Below are 17,627 nucleotides of genomic sequence, written 5' to 3'. Positions count from 1 at the left end.
GAATGGAAGGTGCGATGGACACGCTCGATCCGCTGGCGGTAGCGGAAAGGTGGATGGACGATGGGCGCACTGTTGCGATCGCGACCGTGGTCGAGACCTGGGGCTCCGCCCCGCGGCCGACGGGCAGTCACCTTGTCATCGATGGTGAAGGCAATTTCCACGGATCGGTGTCAGGTGGCTGCGTGGAAGGCGCGGTCATCAGCGAGGCACTCGATGTGATCGAGAGCGGAGAGCCGAAGATGCTGGAATTCGGCGTCGCCGACGAAACCGCCTGGCGGGTCGGATTGTCCTGCGGCGGACGGATCCGCGTCTATGTGGAGCGGCTGGGCTGATGGATCCTCTGATTTTGCGCAAAGTGAATGCCGAACGACGCGCGCGTCGCGCCGCGGTGCACGTGACGGACCTCGGCGACGGGCGCGACCGCCTCGTGCGCGAGGGCGACGCCGTCATTGGGCCGCTCGGCGAGACGATCGCAAGTGCGTTTCGATCCGGCAAGTCTGGTGTCGTTGAGGCGGATGGGCGCAGCTACTTCCTCAATGTTCATCTGCCGCCGGCGCGGATTGTCGTGATCGGCGCGGTGCATATCAGCCAGGCGCTGGCGGCAATCGCCAAGGTCGCCGGATTCGACCTGACGATCATCGATCCGCGCACGGCGTTCGCCACCGAGGAACGCTTCGCCGGCGTCGATCTGGTCGCCGACTGGCCGGAGGACGTGCTGAGGGCGCGGCCGCTCGACGCCTATTGCGCGCTTGTGGCCGTCACGCACGATCCGAAGATCGACGATTTTCCGATCCGTGCAGCCCTTGATTCCGGCTGCTTCTACGTCGGTGCGCTCGGCAGCCGAAAGACGCATGCGAGGCGGATCGAACGGCTGACGGCACAGGGCGTCAACCAAGAGGCCCTTGCTCGCATTTCAGCACCGATCGGGCTCGATATCGGAGCGGCGAGTCCTGCGGAAATCGCGGTGGCGATCCTCGCCGAGATCATACAGGCCTTTCGCCGGCGCGACTTGCGGACGGGAGTTGCGCCATGATTTTCGGAGACGTGGCAGTAACTGAGGCAACGGGTACAATCCTGGCACATGGCGTGCGCGCCGAAGGGGTTTCCCTTTCCAAGGGCCATTTGCTGTCGGACGCGGATTGCCAGCAGTTGCTGGCCGCGGGGGTCGAAAGCGTCACCGCGGTGCGGTTGCAGCCCGGCGATATCGACGAGGATGCGGCCGCCGCACGCATTGCTGAAGCGATCGCGCCCGATAACCTGACCTTCACCACGCCCGCCACGGGACGCATCAACCTGCATTCCGCCGTCGATGGCCTGTTTCGAGCCGATCGCGTGACGATCGATCGCTTCAACCGCATCGATCCGGCGATCACCGTTGCCACCCTGCCGGACCGCGCGACCGTGCGGCCGGGCGACATGGTAGCCACGATCAAGATCATTCCATTGGCCGTCCCGGCCATCGTCGTTGATCGCGCGGCTGCCGTCCTTGCCGGTGCCGACGCTCTCTTCGTACGGCCATTCACGGCCCGCCGCGTGGCGATGATTGCGACCGTTCTGCCCACGCTAAAACCCTCGGTGATGGACAAGACAAGGCTTCTCCTGGAGCACAGGCTCGCGCCCACCGGAAGCACGCTCACCGGCGAAGTGCGCGTGGCGCACGAGACGGCGGCGTTGGCAGGAGCCCTGGAGCCAGCAGCCCGCGACAACGAGCTTGTCATCGTTTTCGGTGCGTCGGCCGTCTCCGATGCAGAAGATGTGATCCCTGCGGCGATCCGAAAAGCAGGCGGGCGCGTCGAGCAGGTCGGCATGCCCGTCGATCCCGGCAACCTCCTCGTGCTCGGCCAGATCGGCGATACGCCGGTGATCGGTGCGCCCGGCTGCGCCCGAAGCCCGAAGGAGAACGGCTTCGACTGGGTTCTCGCCCGCATCCTCGCCGGCGAGGCACCCGGCGCCGAAGACATCACGGGCATGGGCGTCGGCGGTCTGTTGGCGGAGATCCCGACCCGGCCGCGGCCGCGGGAACTGAAAGGCGAGCGCAGGGCAAACGCTGTCGAGGCAAAAGATATCGTCGTCATCGTGCTTGCGGCGGGGCAGGCGCGCCGCATGGGCAGTGCCGGGCGCCACAAACTGCTCGCCGAATTCGATGGGGTCCCGCTGGTGCGCATGTCGGTGTCGGCGGCGCTTGCCGCCCAACCCGGCAAGGTCGTGGTTGTAACCGGGCATCGGGCAGAGGAGATCGAGGCGGCCTTGGACGGGCTGCCCGTGGAGATCGTCCGCAATTCGCTCTACCGGGAGGGAATGTCGACCTCGCTCAATGCCGGGCTCGACGCCGCCGGAAATGATTGCAGCGGAGTCCTCGTCCATCTGGCCGACATGCCGAGGGTCACGCCGGAGGATCTGCGTACATTGATGGCAGCCTTCGCATCGGCTGGCGGGAACGCCGTCGTGCGGGCCGTATCAAACGGCAAGCGCGGCAATCCCGTCATCCTGCCGCGTTCCACCTTAGCCGCAATCCGCCATCTCGAGGGCGATGTCGGCGCGCGCCAGATCATCGAAACTTCGGGGGTCGACATCATCGACGTCGAGATCGGCGCGGCCGCACACCTGGACGTCGATACGCCGGAGGCGGTGGTGGCAGCCGGCGGCACGTTGAAGGAATAGCGATGGACAAGGACGCGATCGAGGAGATGTTCCAGTCGCTCGGGCCGGTAACGATCAGGCGGATGTTTGGCGGGAAGGGCATCTACGTTGGCGACTTGATCGTCGCGCTAGAGGTGGATGGCGAGATTTTGCTGAAGGCCGACGAGGTGACGATCCCTGAATTCGAGATGTCCGGCTGCCGGCAATGGACCTATGAGGGGCGCAGGTCCGGTGCGCCGCTGAAGATGCCCTACTGGAGCATCCCGGAAGATGCCTTCGATGACCCGGATCTGATGGCAGAATGGGTGCGGTTGGCCCTTGATGCGGCGCTTCGCGCCAATCCGCTCAAGCGCTAACGCGTGTTTTTGCCTGAAGTGCGGCGACTGCATCGGTCGCAAACCGTGAAAGCGGCTGTGGCAGGTCATTCAGTGAAAACCAGCCGAATTCAGGCAGCTTTTGCGGTTCCATTACCCGCGCCTCTCCAGTGAAATCCTCGCTCACATAGATAACCGAGACCCAGTGCTGGTTGTCGGCCGCGATGACCTGTTCCGAAAGACAGAGAAAGTCGATCCGACCAAAAGCCAGTCCGGACTCCTCCTCGGCTTCGCGCCGTGCGGCGTCCAGCGATCGCTCCATGTGGTCGACCTTGCCGCCGACGATGTTCCAGTGGCCTGCTTCCGGTGCGCGCGTGCGGCGATAGAGCAGAAGCTTGCCGTCACGCATGATGGCAAGTCCGCAGCCGACACCGGGTATGTCTACCCCAGGAACAGGCATGGAATTGGGATCAGGCCTTGCCGGCGATCAGCATGAAGGCGGGGATATCATCGCCGAAGCCGATCGGCGTCGGACCGTCATCCTCGTCGCGGCGATAGCGGCTGCGGCGGTCACGATGATCGTCGTTGGCTGGGCGCTGGTTGCGCACCGGCTGGCTGGGTTTGCTGTCGTTGTGACGATCTGCCTTCACGCTGTCGTTTCCTCTTTCCGTCGCATTCGTTTCGCGCGCAGTATCGTCCTTGCGCGTGTCACCCTTGTGACTGTTGCCGCGGTCGCGGCCCCGTTCACGTCCCTTGCGGGGCTTTTCACGCTCGTCGCTCTCGACGACGGCGGGAAGTGAGGAAAGATCGCCATTCAGCCATTCGACCGACTGGCCGATGAGCTTTTCGATGGCATCGGAGAACTTCGTGTCACGCTTCGTCACCAGCGTGAACGCGGCGCCGGAGCGACCCGCGCGACCGGTGCGGCCGATACGGTGGACATAATCCTCGGCGTGGATCGGCACGTCGAAATTGAACACGTGGCTGACGTCCGGAATGTCGAGGCCGCGGGCGGCGACGTCCGAGGCGACGAGCAGCTTGATGTTGCCGTCCTTGAAGTTCGCAAGCATCGTCATGCGCGAGCGCTGGTCCATGTCGCCGTGCAGGGCGCCGACGGAGAAGCCGTGGCGATCCAGCGAGCGGAACAGGTCGGCGACGTCCTTCTTGCGGTTGCAGAAGATGATCGCGTTCTTCAACTCTTCCTGGGCGCGGATCAGGTCGCGCAGCGCCGAGCGCTTCTCGTAGTCCTTGGAATGGGTTGCGACGAAGCGCTGTGTCACCGTCTTGGCGGTGGAGGAGGGCGGGGCCACCTCGATGCGCTCCGGGTTCTGGAGGAACCGGTCCGCAAGCTTCTGGATTTCCGGCGGCATCGTGGCCGAGAAGAACAGCGTCTGGCGGGTGAAGGGAATGAGCTTGGCGATGCGCTCGATGTCGGGAATGAAGCCCATGTCGAGCATGCGGTCGGCCTCGTCGATGACGAGAACCTCGACGCCGGTCATCAGCAGCTTGCCACGCTCGCAATGGTCGAGCAGGCGGCCGGGCGTGGCGATCAGCACGTCGGCGCCGCGCTCCAGCTTGCGATCCTGTTCGTCGAACGAGACGCCGCCGATCAGGAGGGCAATGTTGAGCTTGTGGTTCTTGCCGTATTTTTCGAAATTCTCGGCGACCTGAGCGGCCAGTTCCCGCGTCGGTTCAAGGATCAGCGTGCGCGGCATCCGTGCCCGGGCGCGCCCCTTTTCCAAAAGCGTCAGCATCGGCAGAACGAAGGAGGCGGTCTTGCCCGTGCCGGTCTGAGCAATCCCCAGGATGTCGCGACGTTGGAGCGCGGGCGGTATCGCCCCCGCCTGGATCGGCGTTGGAATGGTGTAGCCCGCGTCCGTGACGGCGGAGAGTACTTTTTGGCTCAAGCCAAGGTCAGAAAAAGTGGTCAAAGGGAAATCTGTTTCCGTTCCGGTTCTCGCGAACGCCTGGGTTTCAGCTCTGGTAAAGGTCGCTGGATGGAGCGCACTTAGTCTGAAAGCGCCGGAAAGTCAAGGAAACGAGCGGTTCTTGAGGATTCGCAAGCGAAGCGAACGCGATATGCGGTTAACACACGGAGAATGGCCCTTCAGTTCATGTAGGCCGACAGCTTTGTCCCCGCGGCGATAAAGCGCGCCGGATCGCTCGCGCGGCCGTCGCGGCGCACCTCGTAATGCAGGTGCGGTCCAGTCGAGCGCCCGGTCGATCCGGACAGTCCCACGGGGTCTCCGCTTTCGACCGTTTCGCCGACCTTTGTCAGGATTCTGGAGAGATGTGCGTAGCGTGTGACAAGGCCATCGCCGTGGTCGATCTCGACCAGATTGCCGTAGCCGCCGCTGCGCCCGGCCGAAAGGACTGTGCCGGCGCCAGTCGCGCGAACCTCGCTGCCGGTCGGCAGCCGGAAGTCGATGCCGGCGTGCAGGGCGAGGCGGCCGAGGAAGGGATCGGTGCGATTGCCAAAACGGCTCGTAATGTCGCCCCTGGGGACGGGGGTGGCGAAGGGCAGCTTGCGTGCGGTGTTGCGCACCGCGTCGAGCCGGTTCAATGCGATGTCGAGCTCTCCGAGCGAAGACACAAATGCATCGCCGGTCTGGGGTTCGACGAAGGGACCGCCGATCGCGCTGGCATCGTCGGCCGCAAGTTGCGATTGGAGATCGATGCCGGTGTGACTCACGATGGATTGGATCGCGTCCGCCATTTCGGCCGCACCATCCGTGAGCGCACGGATTCGCGCCATCTGTTCGCGTTCGGCATCCTTCAGTGACAGGGTCACGCTGGAGAACATCCGGTCGGTGCGGTCCGCGACTGACTCGCCGGGCGCCGCATAGGCGAGCGGGGCGGCGGATGCCTTCCGCGCCGTTTCCGCTGTCTCGCGCCCGAGGAGATTGTCGATGGCCTTCAGGGCGGGTGCGGCATCGGCGCGCCGTCCGTAGGCAAGGGATTCGGCTTCGGCGGACGGCTCTTCGAGCGAGGTGTCGGATACTCCAGCGCTGCCCGCGCGGCTCAGCAATGTGTCGAGCTTGCCATTGCGTTCCGTCAGCGCGAGTTGCTGTTGAAGCAGCTTTTCCACCTTGTCTTCAACGACTTGCTGGTCAAGGAGCTGGCGGCTGGTGACGCGATCGACCTGGGCGCGCAGGGCGGAGATCCGATCCTCGTAGTCGTGTTGCATCCGGGCCTGGCGGGCCATGGTGGCACCGATCAGGCCGTCGCGGAGGACGAGATAGGATGTGGCCGCGAGATAGCCGACAGTGAACATGCCGGCAAAACACAGCGCCACCGCCGTCATCCAGGGGCGAACGGTCATGTGACGGATCTTGTCGCCGCTGGCAAGAATGATGATGTGCTGCTGCTCGCGCTTGCCGAACACGCGGTTTTCAGGACGCTCCGCCACCCTCAACTCCCGACTATCGAAAGACTCCCTGCCCCAGGGTTGTCGGGATTACACCCTGTTAAGGTTAATAAACGTTTGAGGGGGTGTCAGCTTTGACTGACGGAGACCAGGCTGCGGTAGAAAGAGGGGGTCAGTCCGGCCTCGGCGCGGGCCACATCGTTGAACGGCGCCTTGAGCGGGCCGCGGAAATTGACCCGAACCAACTCCTTGAATGTCGCCGACGGGTCCTTCTTCTCGCGTGCGCAGAGGAAGCGGAACCATTTTGCCCCGACCGCGACATGGCCCTTCTCATCATTGTAGATCACGTCGAGGATGTCGGCGCTCTTCGTGTCGCCGGTCTCGCGCATCTTGGCCTGAAGGACAGGCGTGACGTCGAGGCCGCGCGCCTCCAGAATCAGCGGCACCACCGCAAGGCGGGCGGTGAGATCGTTGCGCGTGCTGTGGGCTGCCTGCCAAAGTCCGTCATGTGCCGGAAGATCCCCATACTCTGCGCCGAGTTCGCGTAAACGGACGCGAATCATACGGAAATGCTTCGCTTCCTCGAAGGCGACCTGCATCCAGCCGTCGAAAAAGGAATGCGGAACACCTTCCGTCGTAAAGCGGGCGACAATGTCGAGCGCCAGGTCGACGGCATTAAGTTCGATATGGGCTAGCGCATGCAGCAGGGCGATCCGGCCCTTAAGCGTGTGCAGCGATCGCTTCTCCATGTTCTTCGGTGGCACAAGCTCGGGCTTGTCCGGGCGGCCGGGGCGGTCGGGGAGCGGTGGGTCCAGCGGCGAGCGCAGCGACAGGGTGCGGGCAAACCAGCGGCGCGCCGTTTCCTGGGCGAGTTCCGTCTTCAGGTCCAGGTCGGCCGAAAGGACCGCCTGGGTCGCGCCGCCGCGCAGGCTTTTGATCGAGGAAAAACGTGTATTGGCAATTTGATGCGGCATTGACTTAAAGTTCTTTCGCTCGCGCCAAAACGGCATCGGCGTGACCGGCAACCTTCACCTTTGGCCAGATTTCCACGATCTTTCCGCCTGCATCGATAAGGAACGTCGTGCGTTCCACGCCCATGTAGCGACGGCCATACATGCTTTTTTCCTTCCAGACGCCGTAGGCTTCGAGGACACGATGATCCTCATCGGAAAGCAGCCGTACCTTCAGGTCATACTTCGATTTGAACCGGTCGTGCTTTTTTGCCAGGTCGGGCGAGAGGCCGAGGACCGCGACGCCCGCTTTCTCGAACTCGCCAAGAAGGGCCGAGAACGCAATGTTCTCGGTGGTGCAGCCGTGGGTGTCGTCCTTCGGATAGCAGAACAGCACTACAGGCTTACCGCGCAAATCGCTCAAGGCGATCTGGCCGCCGCCATCGCTTGGCAACGAAAAATCTGGAGCCATGGCTCCTGGCGACAATTCTGCCATGGGATTTCCTTTCTTTGGACAGGTTTTTCCGTCATGCGGGCGCTATCCCCGGTATATAGTCTCAAGTGGAATCGTCCAGTCGCAATCAGTCGATCCATGTGGCGGCTGAGGTCGGCCGGCATGCAGGCAGGAACAACGGAACAATCGCGACATGAGCGAAATCCGCGGCGAGAAGGTGAAGTTCGGCAGGGGTGACATCGTCTGCCTGCATGCTCTGCCGTCGGCGCAAGCGCATGAGCCGATCGTGCTGCATTGTACCGAGCGACCGGGCCACTTCGCTGTTCTGCTGCGCGTGCTCGGTGGACTTGGAGCGTTGGCTGCCCTGATTCTGCTGCTGATCGTTGCAACGGTCGAGAGCGGGCTGGTGGATGCGCCGCTGAATGCGCGCGCGCTAGCAGCCCTGAATGGTGCGGTGGGGCCGGGCTACAGTGCCACGGTGGAGAAGACCGTTCTCCGGTTTTCCAGCTTCGGCGGTCTGGCGCTGAAGGCCGAGAACGTCGCCCTTGCGGAAAAGTCGAGCGGTGGAAACGTTGCCAATGCGAGCGCGGTGGGGATCGTACTGGATCCGTTGGCGTTGCTGACGGGGCGTATCTCGCCGTCGCGGCTGGATATCGATCAGGCGATGTTCAATCCGGCCCTCCTGCCCAAGGGGCCGCCGATCGACTTCTATACGGTTCGCATCGATGCGATCCCAGACTATCAGGAGCTCGCCTTTAATCGCCTGGAGACGATCAAGGCGATGATTGCGGGCAACGGGCTTTCCCGTGTCCGGATCACCAATCTTGTCCTGCCGATAGCCGACGCCGCAGGACGGTCTCACTCGTTGGACGTTGAGCAACTGACCTTCACCCGGACCAGCGACGACATGTCGATCGAAGGGCGTTACGCACTGGACGGCCAATCGGGTGACATCGAACTCGTTGCGCAGGGTGCGAGCGGCGTCAGCGAGGTCAGCGGCCTGATTTCCGGTGTCCCGCTTGACGCGTTTGCGCTGCGACAGACGCCAAACGGGGAGCCCGGCTGGGGTATTGATGCGCGGGTCGACGTCACCTTGTCGGCGACGCGCGGCGCCAAGGGCGCTGAGCCACGGCTCGAATTGGCGGCGGCCACAGAAGGCGGCTCTCTGTACTTTGACAGCGTTGGCGCGGCACTCAAGCCGACAAAGCTTGCCACCTTCTACGACTATGCGCGCCGCTCGATCGAAATCTCCCCGTCACAGGTTCGCGTCGGTTCGTCCACGTTTCCGTTCACGGGCGGCCTGATCGATCTGGACCGGCTGCCGAACCAGCGCGACAAGGGGTTCGCCGTCGATCTTGTCCTCCATAACGCGGTGAGTGCGCCAGAGGATACGGGCGAAGCTCCGGTCAAGTTCGACGCCAAGGTCGCGGGTCGGCTGATCCCGAAAACGAAGCAGGTGCTGTTCGACCAGCTCGGCGTGTCGAGCCCGCATGGATCGCTCGCAGGTTCGCTCGGGCTGACCTTTGGCGGAAAATCCCCCGAGGTCAGTTTCGCCATGGTCAGCGACCGCCTGCAGGCGGTGGCGGTCAAGCAGCTGTGGCCATACTGGCTGGGGAAGAAGGCGCGCCAGTGGGTCGTGGCCAACATCTTCGGCGGTACCGTCACAAACGGCCGCATCGAAGTGTCGATGGCGGACGACCGCAAGGCCAGGTCCGATGGGCGCCTCCTGCTCGAGAAGGATGAACTGACGATCGCCTTCGACATCGCCGATACACGGCTCAACGTAGCGGGTGCCATTCCGCCAGTGCGTGACGCGACCGGCCATTTCGAACTTCACGGTGAGAGCGTCGATATCAACATCAAGGGCGGCGCCGCCTATATGCCGTCGGGGCGAACCGTAGCGGTGAAAGGCGGCACGTTCCGGTTGCCCAACACTTACGAACGGCCATTGATGGCCGAAATGGACATCAACCTGGCAGGCGCTGCGGACGCGGTCGCCGAGTTGGTGACCTACAAGCCGATCGACGTGCTGAAGCGGACCCAGTTCACGCCGGACGACTTCACCGGTCCGGTCGAGGCGAATGTCAAGGCACGTCTCGGCCTGGTGCGCGACCATAATCCGCCACCACCGGAATGGTCCGCCGACATCAGTCTTCTCAAGGTGGATCTGAAGAAGCCGATCACCGGGCGGGAAATTACGCACGTCGAGGGCAAGTTGCTGGTCAACCCCACTCGCGCGGACTTAAAGGCCAAGGCTCGTGTCGATCAGGTGCCTCTCGACATCGTTCTCGTCGAGCCTGTCGATCGATCCACGGGTTTGAAACGGGAATTGAAGATCTCCGGCACAGTCGGGGACAAGGATCGGGCCCGTCTGGTCCCGGGCTTGAACGATCTTCTCTCGGGACCGATCGCGCTGTCGGTCACATCCGAATCCGATGACCGCCAGCGGGTCGAGGCTGATCTCCGGCGCACCGTCGTGTCGCTGCCCTGGGTCGGCTGGACCAAGGGGGCGGGGGTGCCGGCGAAGGCACGCTTCGTCATCGACAAGCAGGAGGACGGCGCCACCGGTCTGTCCGATTTTAGTTTCTCCGGCGACGGCTTCTCGGTCTCTGGAGACGCAGTTCTCAAAGGTGCATCGTTACATTCTGCGCGTTTCGACGAGGTTCGGCTGTCGGCGCAGGACCGGTATGCGCTAACCATCGATCGTGCCAAGTCGGGATTTGTCGTGAAGGTGAAAGGGGACGTCGCCGATGCGCGCCCCGTGCTTGGCCGGCTCAAGACAAACCCCACCGGTGCAGGCGGTGAGAAGGATCAGGTGCCGATCTCCATCCGCGCCAATCTCGGCCAGGTCATCGGTTTCAACGGCGAATCGCTCAGCAATGTCAGCCTCGACTACGCAACGAACGGCGATCGGCTTTCGGGGGTGGACCTGAGTGCCTTGACCGGCAGCGGCCAGGCGCTGGTGGCCAAGCTGGGCAAGGACACAGGAACGCTCGAGCTGACGACCGGAGATGCGGGCGCGCTGGCCCGGCTGGCCAACATCTACAGGCACATGGAGGGCGGGCTGTTGAACGTCCGCCTCAAGGTCGGCGCTGACGGCAGCTGGCGGGGACCTGTCGACGTTCGCAAGTTCAAGCTGACGGGGGAAGAAAAGCTACGCTCGATGGTTTCGACACCGGCCGGTGGCCGCAGCCTCAATGAGGCTGTCCGCAGCGAGATCGATACGAGCTCGATGCATTTTTCGCGCGGCTTTGCCTTCGTCGTGTCGAAAGGCGGCACATTGCGGGTGGAGAACGGCGTGGTGCGTGGAGAGGCGGTCGGCGCGACCTTCCAGGGCACGGTTCGCGACGCAAGCGACCGGATGGAGCTGACCGGCACCTTCATGCCGGCTTACGGCCTCAACCGCCTGTTTGCCGAATTGCCGCTGATCGGCTTCATCCTGGGCAACGGCAGCGACCGGGGCCTGATCGGCATCACCTTCAAGCTCAGCGGCCCGTTCGACCGGCCGGGCCTGCTCGTCAACCCGCTGTCGATCATCGCGCCGGGCGTGTTCCGCAACATCTTCGAGTTCTGACCGCCGCCGGCTCGTGGACAGGCGGCCAAGAAAAACCCGCGACCATCGATCGCGGGTTGATGCATTCGTCGGATAGGTTGCGATCAGGCGGGTCGGACCAGAATGTGCTTCTTCTTGCCGAGCGACAGCTTGATCACACCGTCGGCGGTGATTTCGCCGCCGCCGATCATCATGCGCTCGTCGGTGACGGCGTTGTCGTTGATGCGCACCGCACCGCCCTGCACGTGCCGGCGGGCCTCGCCGTTGGAGGCAGCAAGGCCAGCGCGAACGATCAGCGAGAGAACGCCGATGCCCCCCTCGAGCTCGCCGGCCGGTACCTCGATCGAGGGCAGGTTCTCGGCGAGTGCGCCTTCCTCGAAGGTTTTGCGGGCGGTCTCGGCCGCCTGCTCGGCGTTTTCGCGGCCGTGCAGCACGGCGGTGACTTCGGTGGCGAGGATCTTCTTGACCTCGTTGATCTCCGAGCCACCGAGCGCCGAGAGGCGGGCGATCTCGTCCATCGGCAGCGTCGTGTAGAGCTTGAGGAAGCGGCCGACGTCGGCATCCTCGGTGTTGCGCCAGTACTGCCAGAAGTCATAGGCCGACAGCATCTCCGGGTTCAGCCAGACGGCGCCGGACAGCGACTTGCCCATCTTGGCGCCGGAAGCAGTGGTCAGGAGCGGCGATGTCAACGCGTAGAGCTGCGGCGTGCCCATGCGGTGGCCGAGGTCGAGGCCGTTGATGATGTTGCCCCACTGGTCGGAGCCGCCCATCTGCAGCCGCGTGCCGTAGCGCTTGTTGAGCTCGACGAAGTCGTAGGCCTGCAGGATCATGTAGTTGAATTCGAGGAAGGACAGCGACTGCTCGCGGTCGAGGCGCATCTTGACGCTGTCGAAGGACAGCATGCGGTTGACCGAGAAGTGCCGGCCGACGTCGCGCAGGAACTCGAGGTAGTTGATGCCGAGCAGCCAATCGGCGTTGTTGATCATCAGCGCGTCCTTGGGGCCGTCGCCGTAGGTCAGGTAGCTGGAAAACACCTTCTTGATCGAGGCGATGTTCGAGTCGATCGTCGCCGGCGTCATCAACTGGCGCGCCTCGTCCTTGAACGACGGATCGCCGACCATGCCGGTGCCGCCGCCCATCAGCGAGATCGGCCGGTGGCCGGTCTGCTGGAACCAGTGCAGCATCATGATCTGGATCAGGCCGCCGGCGTGCAGGCTCGGCGCGGTCGGATCGAAGCCGATATAGGCCGTCACGGTTTCCTTGGCGAGCAGGTCGTCGAGGCCGGTCTCATCCGAGATCTGGTGGATGAAGCCGCGCTCGCTGAGCGTGCGAAGGAAATCTGACTTGAAACCCGACATTGGTCTTCTCTCTGTAGGGGAGGTTTATTTAAGTGAACGGCCGGGCGTTTAGCACTGTTTTTGCGCATAATCACTTCAAAAGTGATTCTGGATTTCTTCGATGGGACAAACGAGAACCGCAATCGGCCTGATGAGCGGCACCAGCATGGACGGCATCGATGTGGCGCTGCTGAGGACGGACGGCGAGGCACAGGTCGAACGCGGGCCGTCCATGGGCATTGACTATGACCCGGTGTTCCGTCGCCGCCTGCAGGGCGCGCTGGAAACAGCGAAGGCGATCGATAAGCGGAAGGAACGGCCGGCGGATCTGGCGGACGTCGAACGCGAACTGACCCTTCACCACGCCGCTGCCGTGCAGGCCTTCCTGCATGAAAACGACATGGCGCCGGCCGATATCGATGTCGTGGGCTTCCATGGCCAGACGGTGCTGCACCGGCCGGGACAGGCGCTCACCGTGCAGCTTGGCGACGGCGCCCTGCTGGCGCGGAAGACCGGCATCCCGGTCGTTTTCGACATGCGCGCGAACGATATGGTCCATGGCGGGCAGGGCGCCCCGCTGATTCCGGTCTACCATGCCGCGCTGGCGCGCAAGCTCCCGGCGGACTGCGCCTTGCCCACGGTTTTCGTGAACATTGGTGGCATCTCGAACCTCACCTATGTCGGCGCGGATGGGCGGATCGTCGCCTTCGACAGCGGGCCGGGCAACACCCTGATCGACCAATGGGTCGAGGCCCATGCCGGAGTTCCGTTCGACCAGGGCGGCATGATCGCGAGCGAGGGCCGGATTCTTCCCGATCTCGTCGCACGCTACCTCTCCAGCCCATTCTTCGTCTCGGACGAGCGGCGCTCGCTCGACCGCAACGACTTTGCGCCGCCGGCCGGATCGGACGCGACCCTTGAAGATGGCGCACGCACCTTGGCCCACGTGACGGCCGCGGCAATTCTCAAGTCGGCCGGCCATCTCCCGGAAGAGCCGAAAACCTATGTCGTGTGCGGCGGTGGACGCCTCAATCGGATCATCATGGGTGACCTGACGGAGCTTGCCGGCGCCACTGGCGCAGCGGTCATGACGGCGGAATCCGTCGGCCTCAACGGCGACAGCATGGAGGCCGAGGCCTGGGCCTATCTTGCGGTGAGGTCGCTGGATGGGCTGCCGCTGACCTTTCCGGGGACGACCGGGGTCCGGATACCGGTTACGGGCGGGATCCTGTCCACGCCGCAGCATAGATAGAACGAAAAAATCCGCCGGATTTCGCCGGCGGATCGAGAGCGGTCTTTGCCGTTCGGGGCTATCGGAGGCGCTTGGCTGCCGGCTCCGGTACCAATTCACCGGCAAGCCTGCGGTCGAGATAGTCCTCGCACTCGGCCATCAACGTCTCGAGCTGGCCGTTGAAGAAGTGGTTGGCGCCCGGGACGGTCTTGTGGGTGATCAGGATGCCCTTCTGCGCCTTCAGCTTCTCCACTAGGCCGTTGACGTCCTTCTCCGGCGCCACTTTGTCGGCGTCACCATTGATGATCAGGCCGGAGGATGGGCAGGGGGCGAGGAAGGAAAAGTCGTAGATGTTCGGCTGCGGGGCGATCGACATGAAGCCTTCGATTTCCGGCCGGCGCATCAGGAGCTGCATGCCGATCCAGGCGCCGAAGGAGTAGCCAGCAACCCAACAGCTTTTCGAGTCCGGATGCAGGCTCTGCACCCAGTCGAGCGCGGATGCCGCGTCCGACAGTTCACCCGCGCCATGGTCGAACTCGCCCTGGCTGCGGCCGATTCCGCGGAAATTGAAGCGGAGCGTCGTGAAGCCGCGCTTCTGGAACATGTAGAAGAGCTGGTAAACGATCTGGTTGTTCATCGTGCCGCCGAACTGTGGATGCGGGTGCAGGATGATGGCGATCGGGGCGTTCTTCTGCTTGGAAGGCTGATAGCGGCCTTCGAGGCGACCGGCAGGTCCGTTGAAGATGATTTCGGGCATTCGTTCTCCGGCATGTTTCTGGATCAAAAACCGTTTCGACAGCCCTGGATGTCTTGACGAAACCAGTCAGCTTTTCTAGAACCAGTTTAGAACCGTTCGAAACTTAAATCTGCGCTGAGCGCGTATCGAGGTTCGTCTCTTACGGCAAGCGCGGCGGAAATTTCAAGAAAAATGCACGCTGCCATGTCAGGTGCAGGATCGGAGCCCTTTGTAACGATGCCAGGACGGCTGAGGACATATCTGGATTGGAACGCGACGGCGCCGCTTGCGGCAGACGCCCGTGAGGCGATGATTGCCGCGCTAGACCTTTCCGGCAATCCGTCGTCCGTGCATGGCGAGGGCAGGGCCGTGCGCGCCGTGATCGACGGCGCGCGCCGCGACGTGGCGGCGCTTGTCGGCACCGAGGCGGCGCATGTGATCTTTACCAGCGGCGCCACCGAGGCGGCCAACATGGTGCTGACGCCCGACTTCCGCATGGGCCGCACGCCACTGAAGGTCGGCCACCTTTATGTCTCGGCGATCGAGCATCCGGCGGTTCGCGAAGGGGGGCGGTTCGAGAAGGAACTGGTTTCCGAGATACCGGTGACGGCATCGGGCGTCGTGGACCTTGCTGCACTGGAGACCCTGTTGGAGGCCCATGACGCGTCGAGCGGCCTGCCCATGGTTGCCATCATGCTGGCGAACAACGAGACGGGGATCGTGCAGCCGGTGCGCGAGGCAGCGGCAATGGTGCGCAAGCGCGGCGGCCTGTTCGTTGTGGACGCCGTTCAGGCTGCCGGCCGGATCCCGCTCTCGATCGGCGAGATCGATGCGGATTTCCTGATCCTCTCGGCACACAAGCTCGGTGGGGCCAAGGGCGCCGGCGCCCTGGTGTCGCGCGGCGAGGCGCTGATGCCGAGGCCGCTGATCCATGGCGGCGGGCAGGAAAAGGGGCACCGCTCGGGCACGGAGAACCCTGCGGCCCTGGCAGGCTTTGCGGCTGCCGCGCGGGCGGCTAGTGAGGACTTCACGGGGCGTAACGACCGCCTGGCGGCCCTGCGCGACCGCATGGAGGATCGGATGAGGGCGCTGGCCGGCGATCTCATCATCCACGGTCGCGATATGGCGCGCCTGTCCAATACAACGTTCTTCAGCTTGCCTGGCCTGAAATCCGAGACGGGGCAGATCGCCTTCGACCTGGAGGGAATTGCGCTTTCGGCCGGGTCCGCCTGCTCGTCGGGCAAGGTCAGCGCCAGTCATGTGTTGACGGCGATGGGTTTTGATGCCGGCCTTGGCGCCCTACGCGTCTCGCTCGGTCCGACGACGACGGAAGCCGACGTCGAGCGGTTTGTCGATGCGTTTGCGCGCATTGCGGCGCGGCGGCGACAGGGGGTGGCGGCGGCCTGACGGAAAGTTGCGGAAACGCAAGTTTTTACTTGCCAAAAGGTGTGAAAAGCCCCTTCTGGCCCTTACATAACCGGCGGATACCCGCCACACGTTGACAAGCTGCCGGACCTTGGATCCGGCGAGATTGGAGAACGATATGCCTGCCGTGCAGGAAACGATCGATCAGGTCCGTCAGATTGACGTCGACCAGTACAAGTACGGTTTTGAGACCACGATCGAAGTGGAAAAGGCACCGAAGGGCCTTAACGAAGACATCATCCGCTTCATCTCGGCCAAGAAGAGCGAGCCCGACTGGATGCTCGAGTGGCGGCTTGGCGCCTATCGCCGCTGGCTGACCCTCGAGGAGCCGACCTGGGCGCGCGTCAACTATCCGAAGATCGACTACAACGATCTCTACTACTACGCGGCGCCGAAGAACCAGAGCGGACCCAAGTCGATCGACGAGGTCGATCCGGAGATTCTCAAGACCTATGAGAAGCTCGGCATCCCGCTGCGCGAGCAGGAGATTCTCGCCGGCGTGCAGACCTCGAAAATCGCCGTCGACGCGGTGTTCGATTCGGTCTCCGTCGTCACCACCTTCAAGGAAGAGCTGAAGAAGGCCGGCGTGATCTTCATGTCGATCTCTGAGGCGATCCGCGAGCACCCGGACCTCGTCAGGAAGTATCTTGGCACCGTCGTGCCGACGACCGACAACTACTATGCAACGCTGAATTCCGCGGTCTTCACCGACGGTTCCTTCGTGTTCGTGCCGAAGGGCGTGCGTTGCCCGATGGAGCTGTCGACCTACTTCCGCATCAACGAGAAGAACACCGGCCAGTTCGAGCGCACGCTGATCATCGCCGAGGAGGGCGCTTACGTCTCCTACCTCGAAGGCTGCACCGCGCCGCAGCGCGACGAGAACCAGTTGCATGCCGCCGTGGTCGAGCTCGTGGCGCTCGACGATGCCGAGATCAAGTATTCCACCGTCCAGAACTGGTATCCGGGCGACAAGGAAGGCAAGGGCGGCATCTACAACTTCGTCACCAAGCGTGGCGATTGCCGCGGCAAGAACTCCAAGATCTCCTGGACGCAGGTTGAGACCGGTTCGGCGATCACCTGGAAGTATCCGTCCTGCATTCTGCGCGGTGACAATTCGCGCGGCGAGTTCTACTCGATCGCCGTCTCGAACGGTCATCAGCAGATCGACTCGGGTACCAAGATGATCCACCTCGGCAAGAACACGTCTAGCCGCATCATCTCCAAGGGCATTGCCGCCGGCGTTTCGCAGAACACCTATCGCGGCCAGGTCTCGACCCACCGCAAGGCGGAAAACGCGCGCAACTTCACCCAGTGCGACTCGCTGCTGATCGGCGACAAGTGCGGCGCGCATACCGTGCCCTATATCGAGGCGAAGAACTCCTCGACCCAGTTCGAGCACGAGGCGACCACCTCGAAGATCTCCGAGGACCAGCTGTTCTACTGCCTGCAGCGCGGCATTCCGGAAGAGGCGGCGATCGCACTGATCGTCAACGGCTTCGTCAAGGAAGTGATCCAGGAACTGCCGATGGAGTTCGCGGTCGAGGCGCAGAAGCTGATCAGCATCAGCCTCGAAGGCTCGGTCGGCTGATATCTACTTGAATTGGCTCGGCGCGCCCGTTG

At 63.4% G+C, this 17,627-nt stretch carries 15 protein-coding genes; 8 read left to right on the top strand and 7 right to left on the bottom strand.

Annotated features, from left to right (window positions below; all coding sequences use genetic code 11):
* Positions 1–2: 2 nt before the first annotated feature.
* The 4 genes from J2Y48_RS17875 to J2Y48_RS17860 are packed head-to-tail and all read left to right on the top strand — an operon-like array spanning position 3 to position 2,996.
* Positions 3–332, top strand: a complete 330-nt coding sequence (locus J2Y48_RS17875) for an XdhC family protein (protein WP_310420679.1) — start codon at positions 3–5, stop codon at positions 330–332.
* The gene (locus J2Y48_RS17870) at positions 332–1,033 is read left to right on the top strand and encodes an XdhC family protein (protein WP_310420677.1); all 702 of its coding nucleotides are present in this window, start codon (positions 332–334) and stop codon (positions 1,031–1,033) included. Before J2Y48_RS17875 ends, J2Y48_RS17870 begins: the two co-directional genes overlap by 1 nt.
* Positions 1,030–2,661 (top strand): molybdopterin-binding/glycosyltransferase family 2 protein, encoded by a 1,632-nt coding sequence (locus J2Y48_RS17865; protein WP_310420674.1) that lies wholly within the window; start codon positions 1,030–1,032, stop codon positions 2,659–2,661. Before J2Y48_RS17870 ends, J2Y48_RS17865 begins: the two co-directional genes overlap by 4 nt.
* Positions 2,662–2,663: 2 nt before the next feature.
* A complete protein-coding gene (locus tag J2Y48_RS17860; protein ID WP_310420672.1) occupies positions 2,664–2,996 on the top strand; it encodes a TfoX/Sxy family protein in 333 nt (110 codons plus the stop codon).
* Here J2Y48_RS17860 and J2Y48_RS17855 read toward each other — a convergent pair.
* From J2Y48_RS17855 to J2Y48_RS17835, 5 genes are all read right to left on the bottom strand, one after another.
* The gene (locus J2Y48_RS17855; RefSeq protein ID WP_310420670.1) at positions 2,986–3,414 is read right to left on the bottom strand and encodes an NUDIX domain-containing protein; all 429 of its coding nucleotides are present in this window, start codon (positions 3,412–3,414) and stop codon (positions 2,986–2,988) included. The two genes, J2Y48_RS17860 and J2Y48_RS17855, sit on opposite strands and share 11 nt — an antisense overlap.
* Before the next feature lie 10 nt (positions 3,415–3,424).
* Positions 3,425–4,885, bottom strand: coding sequence for a DEAD/DEAH box helicase (locus J2Y48_RS17850; RefSeq protein ID WP_310420668.1), 1,461 nt, complete (start codon positions 4,883–4,885; stop codon positions 3,425–3,427).
* A gap of 176 nt (positions 4,886–5,061) precedes the next feature.
* On the bottom strand, positions 5,062–6,363 hold the full coding sequence (locus J2Y48_RS17845; RefSeq protein ID WP_310420666.1) for a M23 family metallopeptidase: 1,302 nt from the start codon (positions 6,361–6,363) through the stop codon (positions 5,062–5,064).
* Positions 6,364–6,449: 86 nt separating this feature from the next.
* Positions 6,450–7,295 (bottom strand): ferritin-like domain-containing protein, encoded by an 846-nt coding sequence (locus J2Y48_RS17840; protein WP_310420664.1) that lies wholly within the window; start codon positions 7,293–7,295, stop codon positions 6,450–6,452.
* Positions 7,296–7,299: 4 nt separating this feature from the next.
* Positions 7,300–7,767: a peroxiredoxin gene (locus tag J2Y48_RS17835; RefSeq protein ID WP_310420662.1), complete on the bottom strand. Its 468-nt coding sequence runs from the start codon at positions 7,765–7,767 to the stop codon at positions 7,300–7,302.
* 151 nt (positions 7,768–7,918) lie between these two features.
* Here J2Y48_RS17835 and J2Y48_RS17830 point away from each other — a divergent pair, with 151 nt between their 5' ends.
* A complete protein-coding gene (locus tag J2Y48_RS17830) occupies positions 7,919–11,299 on the top strand; it encodes a DUF3971 domain-containing protein (RefSeq protein WP_310420659.1) in 3,381 nt (1,126 codons plus the stop codon).
* A gap of 83 nt (positions 11,300–11,382) precedes the next feature.
* Here the strand turns inward: J2Y48_RS17830 and tyrS are convergent, their stop codons facing one another.
* Positions 11,383–12,636 carry a tyrosine--tRNA ligase gene (tyrS, locus tag J2Y48_RS17825; RefSeq protein WP_310420657.1) on the bottom strand — a complete coding sequence of 418 codons (1,254 nt, stop codon included), beginning with the start codon at positions 12,634–12,636 and terminating at the stop codon, positions 11,383–11,385.
* Between the two features lie 100 nt (positions 12,637–12,736).
* Here tyrS and J2Y48_RS17820 point away from each other — a divergent pair, with 100 nt between their 5' ends.
* Positions 12,737–13,867: an anhydro-N-acetylmuramic acid kinase gene (locus J2Y48_RS17820; RefSeq protein WP_310420655.1), complete on the top strand. Its 1,131-nt coding sequence runs from the start codon at positions 12,737–12,739 to the stop codon at positions 13,865–13,867.
* Between the two features lie 58 nt (positions 13,868–13,925).
* Here J2Y48_RS17820 and J2Y48_RS17815 read toward each other — a convergent pair whose 3' ends face one another.
* Positions 13,926–14,603, bottom strand: coding sequence for an alpha/beta hydrolase (locus J2Y48_RS17815; protein WP_310420653.1), 678 nt, complete (start codon positions 14,601–14,603; stop codon positions 13,926–13,928).
* A gap of 216 nt (positions 14,604–14,819) precedes the next feature.
* On the opposite strand from J2Y48_RS17815, the gene J2Y48_RS17810 reads away from it, so the two are divergent.
* Together J2Y48_RS17810 and sufB are read left to right on the top strand one after the other, a co-directional pair.
* Positions 14,820–15,989 carry a cysteine desulfurase family protein gene (locus J2Y48_RS17810; protein ID WP_310420651.1) on the top strand — a complete coding sequence of 390 codons (1,170 nt, stop codon included), beginning with the start codon at positions 14,820–14,822 and terminating at the stop codon, positions 15,987–15,989.
* Positions 15,990–16,125: 136 nt separating this feature from the next.
* Complete coding sequence (gene sufB / locus J2Y48_RS17805; RefSeq protein ID WP_310420648.1) at positions 16,126–17,595, top strand: Fe-S cluster assembly protein SufB; 1,470 nt, start codon at positions 16,126–16,128, stop codon at positions 17,593–17,595.
* Positions 17,596–17,627 lie beyond the last annotated feature (32 nt).

The organism is Mycoplana sp. BE70, from assembly GCF_031455855.1.
Lineage (GTDB): Bacteria > Pseudomonadota > Alphaproteobacteria > Rhizobiales > Rhizobiaceae > Mycoplana.
Note: the sequence above shows the minus strand (reverse complement) of the source record. Positions and strands in the feature narration are given on the sequence as shown.

Excerpts from the sequence above, each read along its gene's own strand:
- J2Y48_RS17835 (WP_310420662.1), bottom strand. The coding sequence starts at position 7,767 with ATGGCAGAATTGTCGCCAGGAGCCATGGCTCCAGATTTTTCGTTGCCA.
- J2Y48_RS17875 (WP_310420679.1), top strand. The coding sequence starts at position 3 with ATGGAAGGTGCGATGGACACGCTCGATCCGCTGGCGGTAGCGGAAAGG.
- J2Y48_RS17820 (WP_310420655.1), top strand. The coding sequence starts at position 12,737 with ATGGGACAAACGAGAACCGCAATCGGCCTGATGAGCGGCACCAGCATG.
- J2Y48_RS17815 (WP_310420653.1), bottom strand. The coding sequence starts at position 14,603 with ATGCCCGAAATCATCTTCAACGGACCTGCCGGTCGCCTCGAAGGCCGC.
- tyrS (WP_310420657.1), bottom strand. The coding sequence starts at position 12,636 with ATGTCGGGTTTCAAGTCAGATTTCCTTCGCACGCTCAGCGAGCGCGGC.
- J2Y48_RS17810 (WP_310420651.1), top strand. The coding sequence starts at position 14,820 with ATGCCAGGACGGCTGAGGACATATCTGGATTGGAACGCGACGGCGCCG.
- J2Y48_RS17870 (WP_310420677.1), top strand. The coding sequence starts at position 332 with ATGGATCCTCTGATTTTGCGCAAAGTGAATGCCGAACGACGCGCGCGT.
- J2Y48_RS17865 (WP_310420674.1), top strand. The coding sequence starts at position 1,030 with ATGATTTTCGGAGACGTGGCAGTAACTGAGGCAACGGGTACAATCCTG.
- J2Y48_RS17860 (WP_310420672.1), top strand. The coding sequence starts at position 2,664 with ATGGACAAGGACGCGATCGAGGAGATGTTCCAGTCGCTCGGGCCGGTA.
- J2Y48_RS17840 (WP_310420664.1), bottom strand. The coding sequence starts at position 7,295 with ATGCCGCATCAAATTGCCAATACACGTTTTTCCTCGATCAAAAGCCTG.
- J2Y48_RS17830 (WP_310420659.1), top strand. The coding sequence starts at position 7,919 with ATGAGCGAAATCCGCGGCGAGAAGGTGAAGTTCGGCAGGGGTGACATC.
- J2Y48_RS17855 (WP_310420670.1), bottom strand. The coding sequence starts at position 3,414 with ATGCCTGTTCCTGGGGTAGACATACCCGGTGTCGGCTGCGGACTTGCC.
- sufB (WP_310420648.1), top strand. The coding sequence starts at position 16,126 with ATGCCTGCCGTGCAGGAAACGATCGATCAGGTCCGTCAGATTGACGTC.